The sequence below is a fragment of the Rhizobium sp. 22-785-1 genome (assembly GCF_053521965.1).
Map to the genome: position 1 here is coordinate 547,084 of NZ_JBNWDI010000002.1, position 15,411 is coordinate 562,494.

General features: G+C 56.8%; 15 protein-coding genes and 1 tRNA gene. 10 read left to right on the forward strand and 6 right to left on the reverse strand.

Annotated elements, in window-relative coordinates:
* The 3 genes from ACQZ5M_RS07350 (at position 1) to ACQZ5M_RS07360 (ending at position 2,435) form a co-directional block, all read left to right on the forward strand.
* Positions 1-1,506, forward strand: coding sequence for a tripartite tricarboxylate transporter permease (locus ACQZ5M_RS07350; protein ID WP_296015781.1), 1,506 nt, complete (start codon positions 1-3; stop codon positions 1,504-1,506).
* Between the two features lie 115 nt (positions 1,507-1,621).
* Entirely contained in the window at positions 1,622-1,834 is a 213-nt protein-coding gene (locus tag ACQZ5M_RS07355) for a SlyX family protein (RefSeq protein ID WP_062599116.1), read from the forward strand.
* A gap of 46 nt (positions 1,835-1,880) precedes the next feature.
* Positions 1,881-2,435 carry a DUF924 family protein gene (locus tag ACQZ5M_RS07360; protein WP_296105502.1) on the forward strand — a complete coding sequence of 185 codons (555 nt, stop codon included), beginning with the start codon at positions 1,881-1,883 and terminating at the stop codon, positions 2,433-2,435.
* Between the two features lie 66 nt (positions 2,436-2,501).
* On the opposite strand, the gene dnaJ is transcribed toward ACQZ5M_RS07360, so the two are convergent.
* The 5 genes from dnaJ to ACQZ5M_RS07385 all read right to left on the reverse strand — a co-directional run bounded on the left by dnaJ (position 2,502) and on the right by ACQZ5M_RS07385 (position 9,454).
* On the reverse strand, positions 2,502-3,638 hold the full coding sequence (gene dnaJ / locus ACQZ5M_RS07365; protein WP_296015776.1) for a molecular chaperone DnaJ: 1,137 nt from the start codon (positions 3,636-3,638) through the stop codon (positions 2,502-2,504).
* Positions 3,639-3,727: 89 nt separating this feature from the next.
* Positions 3,728-5,632: a molecular chaperone DnaK gene (gene dnaK, locus ACQZ5M_RS07370; RefSeq protein WP_296015774.1), complete on the reverse strand. Its 1,905-nt coding sequence runs from the start codon at positions 5,630-5,632 to the stop codon at positions 3,728-3,730.
* A gap of 264 nt (positions 5,633-5,896) precedes the next feature.
* Entirely contained in the window at positions 5,897-7,918 is a 2,022-nt protein-coding gene (locus ACQZ5M_RS07375; protein ID WP_449079341.1) for a PAS domain-containing protein, read from the reverse strand.
* 5 nt (positions 7,919-7,923) lie between these two features.
* The gene (locus ACQZ5M_RS07380) at positions 7,924-8,334 is read right to left on the reverse strand and encodes a response regulator (protein ID WP_296084678.1); all 411 of its coding nucleotides are present in this window, start codon (positions 8,332-8,334) and stop codon (positions 7,924-7,926) included.
* Position 8,335: 1 nt separating this feature from the next.
* Positions 8,336-9,454 carry a PAS domain-containing protein gene (locus ACQZ5M_RS07385; protein WP_449079342.1) on the reverse strand — a complete coding sequence of 373 codons (1,119 nt, stop codon included), beginning with the start codon at positions 9,452-9,454 and terminating at the stop codon, positions 8,336-8,338.
* Between the two features lie 226 nt (positions 9,455-9,680).
* Between ACQZ5M_RS07385 and ACQZ5M_RS07390 the strand changes: the two genes are divergently transcribed.
* The gene (locus tag ACQZ5M_RS07390; RefSeq protein ID WP_296101615.1) at positions 9,681-9,989 is read left to right on the forward strand and encodes an Rdx family protein; all 309 of its coding nucleotides are present in this window, start codon (positions 9,681-9,683) and stop codon (positions 9,987-9,989) included.
* A gap of 210 nt (positions 9,990-10,199) precedes the next feature.
* Positions 10,200-10,286 (forward strand) — tRNA-Leu (locus ACQZ5M_RS07395).
* Between the two features lie 306 nt (positions 10,287-10,592).
* Here the strand turns inward: ACQZ5M_RS07395 and ACQZ5M_RS07400 are convergent.
* A complete protein-coding gene (locus ACQZ5M_RS07400) occupies positions 10,593-10,979 on the reverse strand; it encodes a pilus assembly protein N-terminal domain-containing protein (protein ID WP_296084675.1) in 387 nt (128 codons plus the stop codon).
* Positions 10,980-11,390: 411 nt separating this feature from the next.
* Here ACQZ5M_RS07400 and ACQZ5M_RS07405 point away from each other — a divergent pair, with 411 nt between their 5' ends.
* The 5 genes from ACQZ5M_RS07405 to ACQZ5M_RS07425 all read left to right on the forward strand — a co-directional run bounded on the left by ACQZ5M_RS07405 (position 11,391) and on the right by ACQZ5M_RS07425 (position 15,380).
* Positions 11,391-11,567, forward strand: a complete 177-nt coding sequence (locus ACQZ5M_RS07405; RefSeq protein ID WP_296015763.1) for a Flp family type IVb pilin — start codon at positions 11,391-11,393, stop codon at positions 11,565-11,567.
* An 81-nt stretch (positions 11,568-11,648) separates the two neighbouring features.
* Positions 11,649-12,161, forward strand: coding sequence for an A24 family peptidase (locus ACQZ5M_RS07410; protein ID WP_296015761.1), 513 nt, complete (start codon positions 11,649-11,651; stop codon positions 12,159-12,161).
* Positions 12,162-12,307: 146 nt separating this feature from the next.
* On the forward strand, positions 12,308-13,114 hold the full coding sequence (gene cpaB / locus ACQZ5M_RS07415; RefSeq protein ID WP_449079343.1) for a Flp pilus assembly protein CpaB: 807 nt from the start codon (positions 12,308-12,310) through the stop codon (positions 13,112-13,114).
* A 5-nt stretch (positions 13,115-13,119) separates the two neighbouring features.
* Positions 13,120-14,691, forward strand: coding sequence for a type II and III secretion system protein family protein (locus ACQZ5M_RS07420; RefSeq protein ID WP_296077115.1), 1,572 nt, complete (start codon positions 13,120-13,122; stop codon positions 14,689-14,691).
* Positions 14,688-15,380 carry a CpaD family pilus assembly protein gene (locus ACQZ5M_RS07425; RefSeq protein ID WP_296084667.1) on the forward strand — a complete coding sequence of 231 codons (693 nt, stop codon included), beginning with the start codon at positions 14,688-14,690 and terminating at the stop codon, positions 15,378-15,380. The genes ACQZ5M_RS07420 and ACQZ5M_RS07425 overlap by 4 nt, the downstream gene beginning before the upstream one ends.
* Positions 15,381-15,411: the final 31 nt, after the last annotated feature.

Here is a 15,411-nt window from a genome sequence, read left to right on the forward strand (position 1 = left end):
ATGGAACTCTTCGATAATCTGGCGCTTGGCTTTTACACGGCCTCAACGCTTCATAACCTGTTCTTCTGCCTGATCGGCGTACTGCTCGGAACGCTCATCGGCGTTCTGCCGGGTATCGGCGCCACCGCAACAATCGCCATGCTGCTGCCGATCACTTTCCAGCTGGAGCCCGTTTCCTCGCTGATCATGCTCGCCGGCATCTATTACGGCGCGCAATATGGCGGCTCGACCACGGCTATCCTGATCAACATGCCGGGTGAATCTTCCTCCGCCGTGACGGCCATCGACGGCTACCAGATGGCGCGCAAGGGAAAGGCGGGCGCAGCTCTTGCAATTGCTGCCATCGGCTCCTTCTTTGCCGGCACGGTCGCGACCTTTCTCGTCGCAGTCTTCGCTCCACCCCTGACGGCGATCGCGCTCGAATTCGGTGCGGCGGAATATTTCTCGCTGATGGTCGTCGGTCTCGTGTCATCTATTGCGCTGGCGCACGGCTCCATCGTCAAGGCGCTTGCCATGGTCGTCCTCGGCCTGCTGCTAGGCCTCGTCGGTACCGACATCTATAGCGGCACGCCGCGCTTCACGCTTGGCATTCGCGAATATGCCGATGGCCTGAACTTCGTTGCGGTTGCCGTCGGTGTCTTCGGTATTGCCGAAATCCTGCGTAATCTGGAAGACGAAAAGACCCGTACCGTGCTGATGGCCAAGGTTTCCGGCCTTCTGCCCACCAAGGATGACTTCAAGAAGATGGTTGCGCCCGTCCTGCGCGGAACTGTTATCGGCTCGGCGCTGGGCATCCTGCCGGGCGGTGGTGCCATTCTCGCGGCCTTCGCCTCCTATACGGTGGAAAAGCGCGTCTCGAAGAACCCGGAAGAATTCGGCCACGGCGCAATCGCCGGTGTCGCAGGTCCGGAATCGGCCAACAATGCCGGTGCTCAGACCTCCTTCATCCCGCTCCTGACACTTGGCATTCCTGCCAACCCGGTCATGGCGCTGATGGTCGGCGCGATGATCATCCAGGGCATCGTTCCCGGTCCGAATGTTGCGACCGAGCAGCCGGCGCTCTTCTGGGGCATCATCGCCTCCATGTGGATCGGCAACCTGATGCTGGTGGTGTTGAACCTCCCGCTCATCGGGCTCTGGGTGAAGCTTCTGACGATCCCTTACTACGTGCTCTTCCCGATCATCATGGCCTTCTGCGCCATCGGGGTTTACAGCGTCAACTCCAACGTCTTCGATCTCTATGCCGTCGCCTTCTTCGGCTTCATCGGGTACGCCTTGGTAAAACTGCGCTGCGAGCCTGCACCGCTGCTGCTCGGCTTCGTGCTTGGGCCGCTCCTGGAAGAGAACCTGCGGCGTGCGATGATCCTGTCGCGTGGCGATCCAAGCACCTTCGTCACCAGGCCGATCAGCGCCACGCTGCTTCTGATCGCCCTTCTGGTCCTCGTTGTCGTCTTTCTGCCGAGCGTCAAGAAGAAGCGCGAAGAGGTTTTCCAGGACGAAGGCTGATATAGTCTCACGCTTTACAGCATACCATCACTGGCCGGGCACCATGTGTCCGGCCTTTGTCTTGTTTATCCTTTATAAAACTGCGAAAGCAGCGTGAGTGAAAACGGAGGTCTTCATGGCAGATCACAACGAAGCGCGGATCATCGCTTTGGAAGAGACGGTGGCATACCAGGCCAAGACGATCGAGGAACTGTCCGATCAGTTGGCTGAGCAGTGGAAGGTCGTCGAGCAGACCCGTGCGAAGCTCGATCGTCTCACCGAGCGGTTCTTGAGCCTTGAGGAGCAGTCGCTCGACGCGCCAGCCATAACCAAGCCGCCGCACTACTGATAGCGTAGATGCGCGCCAGCAGAGACCGAGACATTGAGGAACTGAGATGACAGAAATCGCGATACCCACACCAGCCGCCGAAGTCCTGTCCTTCTGGAACGAGGCCGGCCCGGAAAAATGGTTTGAGAAGAACGCCCATTTCGACAGTTCCTTCCACGCCCGCTTTCACGATCTGCACTTTGCGGCGGCCCGTCAGGAATTGACCGACTGGCTAGATGCGCCGGAAAGCAGCCTTGCGCTGCTGCTTCTCCTCGATCAGTTTCCCCGCAACTGCTTCCGCGATACGGCGCATATGTATGCGACCGATCCGCTGGCGCTGCATTATGCCCGCGATGCCATTTCGCGCGGTCATGATGTGGCGATCGATCCCGAATTACGGATCTTCTTCTACCTGCCTTTCATGCATTCGGAAGACCTGGCCGATCAGGAGCTTTGTTGTAAAATGTGCGAGCCTCTGGGCGAACGCTACGTGCCCTTTGCCATTGAACATCGCGACATTGTCCAGCGTTTCGGCCGCTTCCCACATCGCAACGACATCCTGCTTCGCAAGACGACAGCTGAAGAACGTGTCTTTCTCGATGAAGGCGGCTTCGCTGGCTAAGACAAACAAAAACGCCGCCAACCTCTGTGGGTGGCGGCGTCCGAACCATTTGAGCGGCCAAAGGCGTCAGCCGTCGAAAAATTCCTTCATCCGGGCAAAGAAGCCAGTCGATTCCGGATTGTTGTCCTTCGAAGAGATTTCCTCGAATTCCTGCAACAATTCGCGCTGACGTTTGGTCAGCTTTTGCGGCGTTTCGATCTGGATCTGGATGTAGAGGTCACCCGTCTGTGCCGAACGCAGCACTGGCATGCCTTTGCCCTTCAGGCGGAACTGCTTGCCTGGCTGCGTGCCTTCCGGCACCGTCACGCGGGACTTCGTTCCATCCAGTGTCGTCACATCGAATGTGCCGCCGAGCGCTGCCGTCGTCATAGAGATCGGTACTGCGCAATAGAGATCCGCGCCATCGCGCTGGAAGAACTCATGCGGACGCACCGACAGGAAAATGTAAAGGTCTCCCGAGGGGCCTCCGCGCATTCCTGCTTCGCCTTCGCCTTGCAGGCGGATGCGGGTTCCGTCCTCAATACCGGCTGGAATGTTAACAGAGAGCGAGCGCTCCTCCGTCACACGGCCCTGACCGTGGCACTTTGTGCAAGGATCGGTGATCGTCTGGCCGCGACCATGGCAGGTCGGGCAGGTACGCTCCACCGAGAAGAAGCCCTGTGCTGCACGCACACGGCCTGAACCCTGGCAGGTGCCACAGGTCTTTGGACTTGTACCGGGCTTTGCGCCGGAGCCGGAACAGACATCGCAGGTTATGGATGTTGGCACCCTGATCTGCGCCGTCTTTCCGGTGAAAGCCTCTTCCAGCGAGATTTCCATGTTATAGCGCAGATCGGCGCCACGCTCGCGACCGCCGGATGAACGGCGCGCACGGCCACCGCCCATCATCTCGCCGAAAATGTCTTCGAAAATGTCGGAGAAACCACCGTTGGCAAACCCGCCACCGCCGAAGCCCCCGCCGCCGCCCATGCCGCCCTGCTCGAAGGCTGCGTGGCCAAAGCGATCATAAGCTGCGCGCTTTTGCGGATCTTTCAGCGTTTCATAGGCTTCGTTGATTTCCTTGAACTTCTTCTCGGATTCAGCGTCATCGGGATTTTTGTCCGGATGATACTTCATCGCAAGTTTGCGGAAGGCGCTCTTCAGCTCCTTTTCATCGGCGGATCTGCTCACGCCCAATGTCTCGTAAAAGTCTGCTTTCGCCATGAAGATAACACACCCCGAAATGGATTTCCGGCTGCACGAGGCAGCCGGAGTCAGTCTCATTTACCCAAGTTCAAGAGCAAGAACCACAATTAAGCGGACTTCTTGTCGTCCTTGATTTCCTCATAGTCGGCGTCGACCACACCATCGTCCTTGCCGCCTGCTGCGCCTTCACCGGCTTCCGCCTGCTGGGCTTCGTAGATGGCCTGACCGAGCTTCATGGACACTTCCATGAGGGTCTGGGTCTTCGCCTGGATGTCGTCTGCATCCGGCTCGGATGCTTCGACAGCCGTCTTGAGGGCAGCGATGGCATCTTCAATTGCCTTGCGGTCGGTTTCGGAAACCTTGTCACCATACTCCTGAACCGACTTCTCGGTGGAGTGGATCAGGCTTTCCGCCTGGTTCTTGGCTTCTACGCCCGCACGGCGCTTCTTGTCTGCTTCAGCATTGGCTTCAGCATCCTTGACCATCTTCTCGATGTCGGCGTCGGAGAGACCACCGGAGGCCTGGATACGGATCTGCTGTTCCTTGCCGGTGCCCTTGTCCTTGGCCGAAACCTGGACAATGCCGTTCGCGTCGATATCGAAGGTCACTTCGATCTGCGGAACGCCACGGGGAGATGGCGGCAGGCCAACGAGGTCGAACTGGCCGAGCAGCTTGTTGTCGGCTGCCATTTCGCGCTCACCCTGCGAGACGCGGATTGTCACGGCAGACTGGTTGTCTTCGGCGGTCGAGAAGGTCTGGCTTTTCTTCGTCGGGATCGTCGTGTTACGGTCGATCAGACGGGTGAAGACGCCGCCCAGCGTTTCGATGCCGAGAGACAGCGGGGTTACGTCGAGAAGCAGAACGTCCTTGACGTCGCCCTGCAGAACGCCTGCTTGGATGGCAGCGCCCATGGCAACCACTTCGTCCGGGTTCACGCCCTTGTGGGGCTCCTTGCCGAACAGCTGCTTGACGACTTCCTGCACCTTCGGCATGCGGCTCATACCACCGACCAGAACGACTTCGTCGATCTCGGAAGCAGACACGCCGGCATCCTTCAACGCTGCCTTGCACGGCGCGACAGTGCGCTGAACCAGGTCGTCGACCAGGCTTTCGAACTTGGCGCGCGTCAGCTTCAGAGTCAGGTGCTTCGGACCGGAGGCGTCTGCCGTAATGAATGGCAGGTTGATTTCGGTCTGCTGCGAAGACGACAGCTCGATCTTTGCCTTTTCGGCAGCTTCCTTGAGGCGCTGCAAAGCCAGCTTGTCGGACTTCAGGTCGATGCCGTTGTCCTTCTTGAACTCGGCTGCAAGATACTCGACCAGACGCATGTCGAAGTCTTCACCACCGAGGAAGGTATCACCATTGGTGGACTTCACTTCGAAGACGCCGTCGCCGATTTCCAGGATGGAGATATCGAAGGTACCACCGCCAAGGTCGTATACGGCAATCGTCTTGCCGTCCTTCTTGTCCAGACCGTAAGCGAGAGCGGCAGCCGTCGGCTCGTTGATGATGCGCAGCACTTCGAGACCAGCGATGCGGCCGGCATCCTTAGTGGCCTGACGCTGGGCGTCGTTGAAGTAGGCCGGAACGGTGATGACGGCCTTTTCGACCTTTTCACCAAGATAGGATTCAGCCGTTTCCTTCATCTTCTGAAGGATCATCGCGGAAATCTGCGAAGGGGAGTAACCCTTGCCCTGCGCTTGTACCCATGCGTCGCCATTGTCGCCCTTGACGATCTCGAAGGGAACGAGGCCCTTGTCCTTTTCGACGGTCGGGTCGTCATAGCGACGGCCGATGAGGCGCTTGACTGCGAAAAGCGTGTTGGTCGGGTTGGTCACGGCCTGACGCTTTGCAGGCTGACCGACCAGACGCTCGCCATCGTCGCTGAATGCGACCATGGAAGGGGTCGTGCGCGCACCTTCCGCGTTTTCGATCACTTTGGTGTCCTTGCCGTCCATCACTGCGACGCAGGAATTGGTCGTGCCAAGGTCGATACCGATTACTTTTGCCATTTTCTTCTCTCCTTGAAGCGAGTCATCGGAACCCCGGGAGGCATTCCACTGACGACTCCTTGACTTGGATGGTCTTGCCGTTTTGTCAGCATTTCTGCTGGTATGCGGCGTATATAAGGAGCGATTTTTCTGGCTGCAAGGCGAATGGCGCCAGCGAAGGCAGCAAAAAGAAAGATTTGCTGCACTTCTTCATCATGCTTCTAAGGCTTGTGTGACGGACCAGCAAACGACACAACAGGTCGTGTATCGCTTCAAGTCGGCACCTTACCTTTGCGGCTTAATGAGACTTTTGACCCTCTGGGCAAAGACATCAAGTTGGAAGGGCTTCGTCATCACGTGCATGCCATGTTCAAGGTGGCCGTGATTGAGCACCGCATTTTCGGCATATCCGGTGATGAACAGCACCTCAAGATCCGGTCGACTAACGCGTGCCGCATCCGCCAGCTGACGTCCATTCATGCCGCCAGGCAGTCCCACATCGGTGATCAGAAGGCTGATCTGTCTGCGGGAATTGAGCAGCCGCAAGGCCGATGGCCCATCTTCGGCTTCGATGACCGCGTAACCCAGATCTTGAAGTTCCTCCACGGCCAGCATTCTGACCAGGGGCTCGTCATCGACCACCAGGATCGTTTCGCCGCCCTCGGCGCGCGGTGCATCCATCTGGACTTGCACTTCCGGATCCTCAGCGTCTATGTCACCAGCGTAACGTGGCAGATAGATGCAGATCATCGTGCCTTTACCGATCTCGGAGTAAATCCGGGCCGCGCCGCCGGACTGGCCGGCAAAACCATAGACCATGGAAAGGCCGAGCCCGGTGCCTTGACCGATAGGTTTCGTGGTGAAGAACGGGTCGAAAGCGCGCTCGATAATGTCCTGCGACATTCCCGTTCCCGTGTCGGAAACGCAAAGCGACACATATTGCCCTGGTTCCAGCCCGCGCATGCGGGCGGCCCGCTCATCCATCCAGCGATTTCCTGTCTCGATGGTGAGACTTCCACCATTCGGCATGGCATCTCGCGCATTGATGCACAGGTTGAGAAGCGCGTTTTCCAGCTGGCCAGCGTCGACAAATGTCGGCCATAGGCCCGCAGCGCCAACCGTTTCCACCTTGATCCCTGGGCCAACGCTGCGGACCACAAGTTCCAGCATGCTGTCGACGAGGGTATTGATATTGAGTGGTTTGGGATCGAGTGTCTGGCGGCGCGAGAAGGCCAGAAGACGTTGCGTCAGTGCAGACGCCCGCTTGGTGGCACCCATGGCACCATTGATGTAGCGCGAAAGGTCGCCCACCCGGCCCTGCGCCAGCCGGGTATTCATCATCTCCAGACTGCCGCTGATACCAGCGAGAATGTTGTTGAAGTCGTGTGCAAGCCCGCCCGTCAACTGGCCGACGGCTTCCATCTTCTGGGCCTGGCGCAGAGCCTCCTCCGCGACCATCAATTCGGCAGTGCGCTCCTCAACCTGTTGCTCAAGAGTTGCGTTCAGGGTTTCGAGCGCGAGTTCGGCTCGTCTGCGTGCCGTAATATCTTGAAAAAGAACGGCAACCTGGCGGCGCTCTTTGGGCTCGATGCGAACGGCGGCAAGCTCCAGATAGCGCCCGGTCGCAACCAGTTCCTGTTGAAAGCGAATGGGCTCGCCGGTTTTCAAAACCGCGCCATATCGTGCGATCCAGGCATCAGCTTCATCCGGTACCATTTCACGCAATTTCTGGCCGACCACGTTCGGTATTCCGGCATGTCGCGCATATGCGTCGTTTGCCTGGATATGCACATAGTCGCTATCCGGCCCGTGTGGCCCATCCAAGAATTCGATAATGCAAAAGCCTTCGTCGATCGCATCGAAGAGGCCTTTGTAGAGGTCTTCGCTGTCGCGTCTTGCACGGTCTGAGAGAGTGCGTTCCGTGACGTCCGAGCCTTCGACGAAAATAGCGCAGACCTCGCCGTTCTCATCGCGGATCGGCTGATAGAGAAAGTCGAGATAACATTCCCTGCCAGATCCATCCTCATCGGCATGGATGACGAAAAGAGCACCGAGAGCTTTATAGGGTCTGCCCGTTGTGTAGACCTCATCGAGAATGTTGACGAAGCCTTGCTCTGCAGCCTCAGGAAGCGCTTCCGCGACCGTTCGTCCAACAATATCGTGACGTCCGACGAGATTCATATAGCTCGGATTGGCAAGCTCGAAGCGGTGGTTTGGACCCCGCAAAAGCGCAATGAAGGTCGGCGCCTGCTCAAAAAGCTGAGTCAGGATCGGACCGATATTCCCAGGATCGTTATTCACAGTCATCGCACTTAAGACGTCGTTGTTAGCGGCATGATCAGGTTCGGCGGCACGACAAGCCCATCCTTGCCGCTGATCATGGCGTCCAGATAGCCAAGTGCGTTTTGCAAGCCATTGACGGTGTAAGGCTTTTCGATAGCGCCGACAGCGCCGGCAAAATCGGGCGGAATGCGTTTGATATTGCCGCTGACAAAGACATAGGGGACATTTTTGCTGGCGAGAAACCTGCCGACGTCCACGCCGGTCGGACCATCGAGAAGATGAATATCGACAAAAGCAAAGTCGGCACTTTCCTTTTCAATCAGAGCAATGGCCGATGCGCTATCGGCTGCGACGCCGACAACGCTATGCCCTGCTGCCTCAACTTCGCTTTCCAGTTCGAGTGCCAGAAGTGCCTCATCCTCCACGATGATAATGCGCAATTCATGATTCCTTCTTATGTCCAACCAACAGCGTCACGCTTACAATCGTCTGCCGGCCATTCTGTTCTCGTTTAATATCTGCGCTGACCTGACGCGCACAGGTTTCCAGCAACATCTGACTGAAGCGCTGCTCCTCTTCATCGACCTTCACAGGATCGACCGTGTCGGCGACCTGGATGAGGAAATGTCCGTTCAGCCTCTTTACGGTCACCTTGATGTCACCGCCACCATCGCCCAGCCCGCGTCTGACGACATCGCCCACCAACTCGTTGACGATAAGCGACAGAGGCGATGCCTTGTCTGCAGGGACGTAAACCGGCGACAGGTCCAGTGTGACATTGATATCGGTGCGCTTCAGTTGACTTGTCAGGTTGACCACGAGGTCTTCTGCGAAGTCGGCCACGTCGAAACGGGCGATGTTATCGAGCGTGAACAGCTTGCGGTGAACGGTGCTGAGCGCCTCGATGCGGTTAAGCACCGATTTCAGTGTTGCACTCGCCGTCTCATTCTTCGTCATCCGCTCTTGCAGCTTCACGATGGACGCCATCGTCATAAGGTTATTCTTGACGCGATGATCGACTTCGTGAACCAGCACGGTCTTGGCGTCTAAGGCATCGCGCAGGTCTTTGGTGCGGCGACCGACTTCTTCCTCGGCAAGATTGCGGGCTTCGGCAAGCTCGGCCTCCTTATCCTTTATGCGGGTAAAGTCCAGCTGGGACGCGAAGTAGTAGATCACCTCTCCCTTGTCGTCTCTTACGGGGCTGACGAACAAGGCATTCCAGAACTCGGCACCATCCTTTCGATAGTTCAGAATGTCGACGGATACGGACATCCCTGCACTGATCGCCTCACGTATCTTAGCGACAGCGTTGCGGTCGGTCTTCTCCCCTTGAAGAAGGCGACAATTGCGCCCAATCAGCTCGTCACTGGAATAGCCGGTGAGGTCGTTGAAGGCCTTGTTGCAAAAGATAATCGGGTTATCGTCTTGCTTTGGATCGGTGATGATCATCGGCATACGGGTTGCCTTGAAGGCTGCCGCAAAAGGGTCGCCCGAGGCGTGATCGGCAAGCAAACGCTCACCCGCCTTACGCGCTTCCGAGGGCAATAAGTAATCAACCATGAATTTTCCCGCATTCCACCTCATGCGTAATTGTTCTGCGGTGAAAAGGTTCCAGAGGGAAGCGCTTTTCGATATATGGTCGTCGATGCAGCTGCGAGAAACTTTTGTTCTGCGAAGGCGTTCGAACGCAACGTCTGCAGTGGCCATTTGCAAAATGCGAATTCTCTGCAAGATGCTGTTCTCACAATACGGGCCGCCGCTGCGAGCTTGAACGAGGATCACCGAAATGGATGAAACCGCAAAGCCCCGAATCGCGATTACCTATTGCACGCAGTGTAACTGGCTGTTGCGGTCGGCGTGGATGGCGCAAGAGCTGCTCAGCACGTTTGCCGACAGCCTCGGCGAGGTCGCGCTCATCCCCGCAACAGGCGGACGCTTCGACATCACCGTGGATGGGAAGCTTCTATGGGAACGTAAACGCGATGGTGGCTTTCCGGGTCCGAAGGAACTGAAGCAGCGCCTGCGCGATATGATCGACCCTGATCGCGATCTCGGCCATCTCGACAGGCAAAAGAACGAAGGATTGGATACGTAGAGCCTGCCCCTTGCGACCAAAACAAAGGTGCCAGCCCGATGATGTCCTGTCGGTGTAACGGACAGGTCCGCCCGCTTGGCGCATGACGATGCTTGAAGACCAGTTGGCAACAGGTGAAAGCATGTTTTTTGATGAAAAAACAAGGATCGTCATAAAACTTCAAAATCCCTGTTGACACCAGCCGCTCGCCCCCGTACATGGCTCCTCGTCGCCCAGATGGCGGAATTGGTAGACGCGCCAGCTTCAGGTGCTGGTACTCGAAAGGGTGTGGAGGTTCGAGTCCTCTTCTGGGCACCATTCCTTATTTGATCCTAGCCAGATCAATAGTTTAGCCGAAAAACTTGGATTATTGCTCCCCTCCTGGGGTAGACGATTTTCTTGCTTCGCAGCACCGATCCTCGGCATGTTATGCCAAGAGCGCTGGCTCCACTGCCAAGTGTCGAGAACACAGGATTTCAGTGGCAAGATGGGCTCAGGACGAATCTTTAACACCTCGATTTCACGTCAAGCCTAGACGCAGGGCGGAGCCGGCGTTTGATGCTTGGTGTCGAAAATCATGATCAGGGATTGGTTAGCGACGACAGATTGCAATCGTCACACGGTTCAGTTCTGCGAATTTGCTTCACATGCTGGCGTACAGGACAAAACGCTTCTGTCAGTCTGGCGGAACACCCGCACCGTATTGCCTTCGTCGATCGAAACCAGCACCCGTTCATCGACGATCGCGTTGCCCTGCGCATCCAGCAGGACGAGATTGGTCGTGCCGAAGCTGCGGCCGGTTAACACTATGGTCGTCGCATCGGCAACGGTCGCATCGGCGACTTTCGAATTGCCGACGATAACCTTGCTGACAGCGCGATCCAGCTTCAGGACGCGAGCCTGATTCATCGATACGCGCAATACGTCCTCGTCCGCTGACAGTGCGAAAGCGGGAGCAATGCCCAGTACCGCCGCAGCGACTGCGAATCTTTTGATACGGGAAGACAGCATGAGCGGCAAAGACCTTCATTTGCGCTTGGCGCATTTCATCACGCTCAACATGAATGGGAATGGTAAATGAAGATTTAAAAGGCGCGGTACAACAAAGAATACGACCTGGGTAATCAGCGACGACGTTCTGGCGTAATGTCGCATAATCAAAGGACTTCGGCGCCGCGAAAGCACGGTGATCGCATCACTTTATTAAAGAAACAGCTGATATGCCAAAGCACGTAATATAGGTCAAATTTTAAATAATAAACTTACGCGTTATTTCTAAACAACTCCGCATTACTCATTTAACGTTACGTTAAGCGCATTCTTTAATTCACTGGAAAGCGGCATCTTCTAAGGTGGCCTCAACCGAACAACGAAAAACAGTTGTCGGCGTGCTGACCAAAACAACGACCCAGGAGAAACCGCATGACAACGATTTTCGCTCGCTTCCTGAAAGACGAATCCGGTGCGACCGCTATTGAATATGGCCTGATCGCTGGCCTGATCTCTGTTGCAATCATTACATCTGCAACCAATCTCGGAGCAAAACTGACGAGCGTCTTCACGAACATCAATACAAAGCTCGACCCAGCTACGAAGTGATTGGATAGCATTTGCGAATGCCGCCCTACAGGGCGGCATTTTTATTGCAAGAACAGCAGCCCCCGGAAACAGAGGTGAGATATGATCATTGCTTCAATCTTTCTTGTATTTCCGCTATGCCTCGCGCTTGCAGCCCTGACTGACCTCTTCACGATGACGATTCCCAACCGCGTTTCTGTCATTCTCCTGGCCACATTCATCATCGTGGCTCCCCTGTCGGGCATGGATTGGCAAAGTTTTGTCATGAGCCTTGCGGCAGGACTTGTCGTGCTCTTCGCTTGCTTCATCCTGTTTGCCTTCAACACCATGGGCGGAGGCGATGCGAAACTTCTGGCGGCATGCGCCGTATGGTTCGGCTTCAATGGTTCACTCGCTGCTTTTTTACTTGTAGTGGCTTTTTCCGGCGGGGCTTTGACTCTGTTCATTCTGCTCTTGCGCTCCAGATCGCAGCAGATCATGGCCACGGGTCTTCCTATCCCAGACTCATTGCTTGTCGCCAAAAAGGTTCCCTATGGTATTGCCATTGCAACTGCGGGTTTGCTGACCTATCCAGAGGCGCCGATCGTACAGGCTGCCATGCGCGCTCTTCTCTAATCAACATGCGCAAAGCGAATTTGAACCTGCCAATCCAGCAGATTAATTTCTGATTAACCCTAAGCGCACAGTTTTTATTAACCATAATTACACGAATGGCGGGCCATCTTCAGGAGAAGAGATTCTATCCTTCTCAAAGGCCCAGCATGAAGTCCTCACGTGTCGTTATCCTTTCCGTCGCCGTCGTGGCCGCTGGTCTAGCGGGCCTGCTCGCCATGCAATTGTCTGCTCCGCAGATGGTAGTGGAGAAGGCGGAAGCCATCATCGAGAAAGAGCCGACCGTCAACGTACTCGTTTCGGCTGCCAATCTACCAGTGGGAAGCCGGCTCGATTCGAACTCCGTACGCTGGGCACGATGGCCGCAAGGCAGCATCAATGAGAACTATATCACCGAAGACAAACGTCCTGATGCGGTCAACGAGCTGAACGGGACCATCGTTCGACTTCCGCTTTTCGAAGGCGAACCCGTTCGTTCCGAGAAGGTCGTTGATTCCAGTACACGCATCATGTCCTCGCTTCTGCCGGCGGGAAAACGCGCGGTTGCGACTGAGATTTCTGTGGCGACAGGCGCTGGCGGCTTTGTTCTTCCCAATGACCGCGTGGATGTGATCATGGTCCGCAAGAACGGCGGTGGCGGCTTTCTGACCGAGAATGTGCTCAACAATGTGCGCGTTCTGGCGATCGACCAACAGATCAAGGAAGGGCCTGACGGTACGTCATCGGTTATCGGCGCCACCGCTACGCTGGAGCTTACCCCCGAACAGGCAAAGATCATCACCGTCGCCCATCAAATGGCCGATCGCCTGACCCTTTCCCTGCGATCAATTGCCGATGTGCAGGATAGCGACACGGCGTCGGCCGATTACCTGCTCAACGGCGAATCCGGCAGACCGGCGATCCAAGTGATCAAGTCTGGCTCGATCGTGCGTGAAAATGAAGGAACCGCACAATGAGCAAGATGACACCGATCCGCCACGCGCTCAAAACATCGCTTCTCGGCGGACTGGCTTTCAGCATCAGCTTCGCCGGTGTCCCCGGCGCATCGCCATTTGGCGTGGGGATGGCGCAAGCGCAGGCCCAGAACGCAAGTATTCTGCGGATCAGCGAAAGCGGTACGGGCGTTCGCAAACGCGTCAAGCTTGGTCTGAACAAGGCTCTGGTCATCGACCTTCCACAGGACGCACACGATATTCTCGTTGCCGACCCAAGCATGGCCGATGCCGTGACGCGAACGTCGCGCCGCATTTACCTGTTCGGCAAGTCGGTTGGCCAAACCAACATCTTCATCTTCGGAGCGGGTGGCGAGGAAATCGTCAGCCTCGACCTGGAAGTCGAACGCGATATCACTGGTCTTGAGGCCAATCTGCGCCGTTTCATTCCGGAATCGGACATCCGGGTGGAAATCGTATCGGACAACATCGTGCTCTCCGGCTCAGTTCGCACACCGCAGGATTCGGCGCGCGCGGTTCAGCTTGCCACGGCCTTTCTTCAGGGCGGCGAAGCCACGACCCGCAACATCACCGCCACCAGCCAGAGCAACGGCGATGGCGCCGTCGCGATCTTTGCGGAAAACCGGCAGCGGTCGTCCATCGTCAATATGCTGACGATCGAAGGAGAAGATCAGGTCACGCTGAAGGTGACCGTTGCGGAAGTCAGCCGTCAGGTCCTCAAGCAGCTTGGTTTCAACGGCTCTATTAGCGGTGGCGGTTCCGACTTTGGTGGGTCGGTTGCGTTTTCCAACCCCGCCAACCTTGGCAATGCGCTCGCCATCGGGGGCACCGGCAATCTGGCCGGCACCATCGGTAAGGTAGCGCTGTCCAGCTACTTCAACGCCATGGAGCAGGCGGGCGTAATGCGCACGCTTGCCGAACCGAGCCTGACTGCAATCTCCGGCGAGCAGGCAAAATTCTATGTGGGTGGCGACTTCCGTCTCGCCGGCGTTCAGAACGTCACCTTCGACGATAAGAATGTTCCAACGGTCACGCGGCAAACCGACACCGTCGAATACGGTATCGAACTGAATTTCCGCCCGGTCGTCCTGTCTCCCGGGCGTATCAGCCTGAAGATCGAGACGAACGTTTCGGAGCCCACCTATGAGGGCAACGTGGTGTCGGGCAATGGCAATACCACCCGATTGCCCGGCAGCACCTATCTCTCCATCCGCAAGCGCGAGGCATCGACGAGCGTCGAGTTGCCCTCGGGCGGCTCCATCGTCATTGCCGGTCTGGTGCAGGATAATGTTCGTCAGGCCATGTCCGGCTTGCCCGGCGCTTCGAAGGTTCCGATCCTCGGCACGCTCTTCCGCAGCAAGGACTTCATCCGCAACGAAACCGAGCTCGTCATCATCGCGACCCCCTATCTGGTGAGACCTGTGGCGCGCAACCAGATCGCCCGGCCGGATGACAATTTCAATCCGGAAAGCGATGCCGCGACGTTCTTCATGAACCGGGTGAACAAGGTTTACGGAAACAACAGGCAGCAGGTACAGGCGCAGCCGTATCAGGGCTCGGTAGGATTTATCTACAAATGACAAAAACGCACCCGATCACCCATTCCGGTTCCGCCTGGCGCATTGCCAGGCTGGCGCTGACCTTTGCAGCAGTGGCAGCCCTTTCTCAAGGGTGCGCTCGCGATCCGCAGACGACGGGGGCCGTCCCCGATGACTATCGCACACGCCATCCGATCACCCTTTCGGAAGCGCAACATTCGCTCGATATCCCTGTGTCTGCCGCAGACAACCGGTTGACAATCGCAATGGCGGACAACGTGAAAGGTTTTGCACAGAACTATGCGGCGACATCGTCCAGCGTCGTTCAGATCCAGGTGCCGTCCGGCTCTGCCAATGCCGCCTCCGCATCAATCCTAAAACGCCAGATACGCTCTGTTCTGACATCCTCCGGTATTCCCGCCGGAAAGATCGTCGAGGTACCCTATGGTGCGGCTCCTAGCGGGGACGCCGCGCCGATCAGGCTGTCATATGTGGCCATCACCGCCATGACGGGCCAATGTGGCCAGTGGCCGGAAGATCTCAACGCCAACACCTACTCGAACAAGAACTGGTACAATTTCGGCTGCGCCTCGCAAAATAATCTTGCTGCCCAGATCGCCAATCCCATGGATCTGGTCGGACCGCGCGGTATGAGCCCGATCGATGCGGAACGCCGATCCGTGGTGCTCGGCAATTATCGCGCCGGCAAGAATACTGCCGCGGCGGATTAGACGAGCTTTCCAGCTTGAACGACAGGACCTG

Excerpts from the sequence above, each read along its gene's own strand:
- ACQZ5M_RS07425 (WP_296084667.1), top strand. The coding sequence starts at position 14,688 with ATGACAAAAACGCACCCGATCACCCATTCCGGTTCCGCCTGGCGCATT.
- ACQZ5M_RS07410 (WP_296015761.1), top strand. The coding sequence starts at position 11,649 with ATGATCATTGCTTCAATCTTTCTTGTATTTCCGCTATGCCTCGCGCTT.
- ACQZ5M_RS07375 (WP_449079341.1), bottom strand. The coding sequence starts at position 7,918 with ATGACTGTGAATAACGATCCTGGGAATATCGGTCCGATCCTGACTCAG.
- ACQZ5M_RS07420 (WP_296077115.1), top strand. The coding sequence starts at position 13,120 with ATGACACCGATCCGCCACGCGCTCAAAACATCGCTTCTCGGCGGACTG.
- ACQZ5M_RS07400 (WP_296084675.1), bottom strand. The coding sequence starts at position 10,979 with ATGCTGTCTTCCCGTATCAAAAGATTCGCAGTCGCTGCGGCGGTACTG.
- dnaJ (WP_296015776.1), bottom strand. The coding sequence starts at position 3,638 with ATGGCGAAAGCAGACTTTTACGAGACATTGGGCGTGAGCAGATCCGCC.
- ACQZ5M_RS07405 (WP_296015763.1), top strand. The coding sequence starts at position 11,391 with ATGACAACGATTTTCGCTCGCTTCCTGAAAGACGAATCCGGTGCGACC.
- cpaB (WP_449079343.1), top strand. The coding sequence starts at position 12,308 with ATGAAGTCCTCACGTGTCGTTATCCTTTCCGTCGCCGTCGTGGCCGCT.
- ACQZ5M_RS07355 (WP_062599116.1), top strand. The coding sequence starts at position 1,622 with ATGGCAGATCACAACGAAGCGCGGATCATCGCTTTGGAAGAGACGGTG.
- dnaK (WP_296015774.1), bottom strand. The coding sequence starts at position 5,632 with ATGGCAAAAGTAATCGGTATCGACCTTGGCACGACCAATTCCTGCGTC.
- ACQZ5M_RS07350 (WP_296015781.1), top strand. The coding sequence starts at position 1 with ATGGAACTCTTCGATAATCTGGCGCTTGGCTTTTACACGGCCTCAACG.
- ACQZ5M_RS07390 (WP_296101615.1), top strand. The coding sequence starts at position 9,681 with ATGGATGAAACCGCAAAGCCCCGAATCGCGATTACCTATTGCACGCAG.
- ACQZ5M_RS07385 (WP_449079342.1), bottom strand. The coding sequence starts at position 9,454 with ATGGTTGATTACTTATTGCCCTCGGAAGCGCGTAAGGCGGGTGAGCGT.
- ACQZ5M_RS07360 (WP_296105502.1), top strand. The coding sequence starts at position 1,881 with ATGACAGAAATCGCGATACCCACACCAGCCGCCGAAGTCCTGTCCTTC.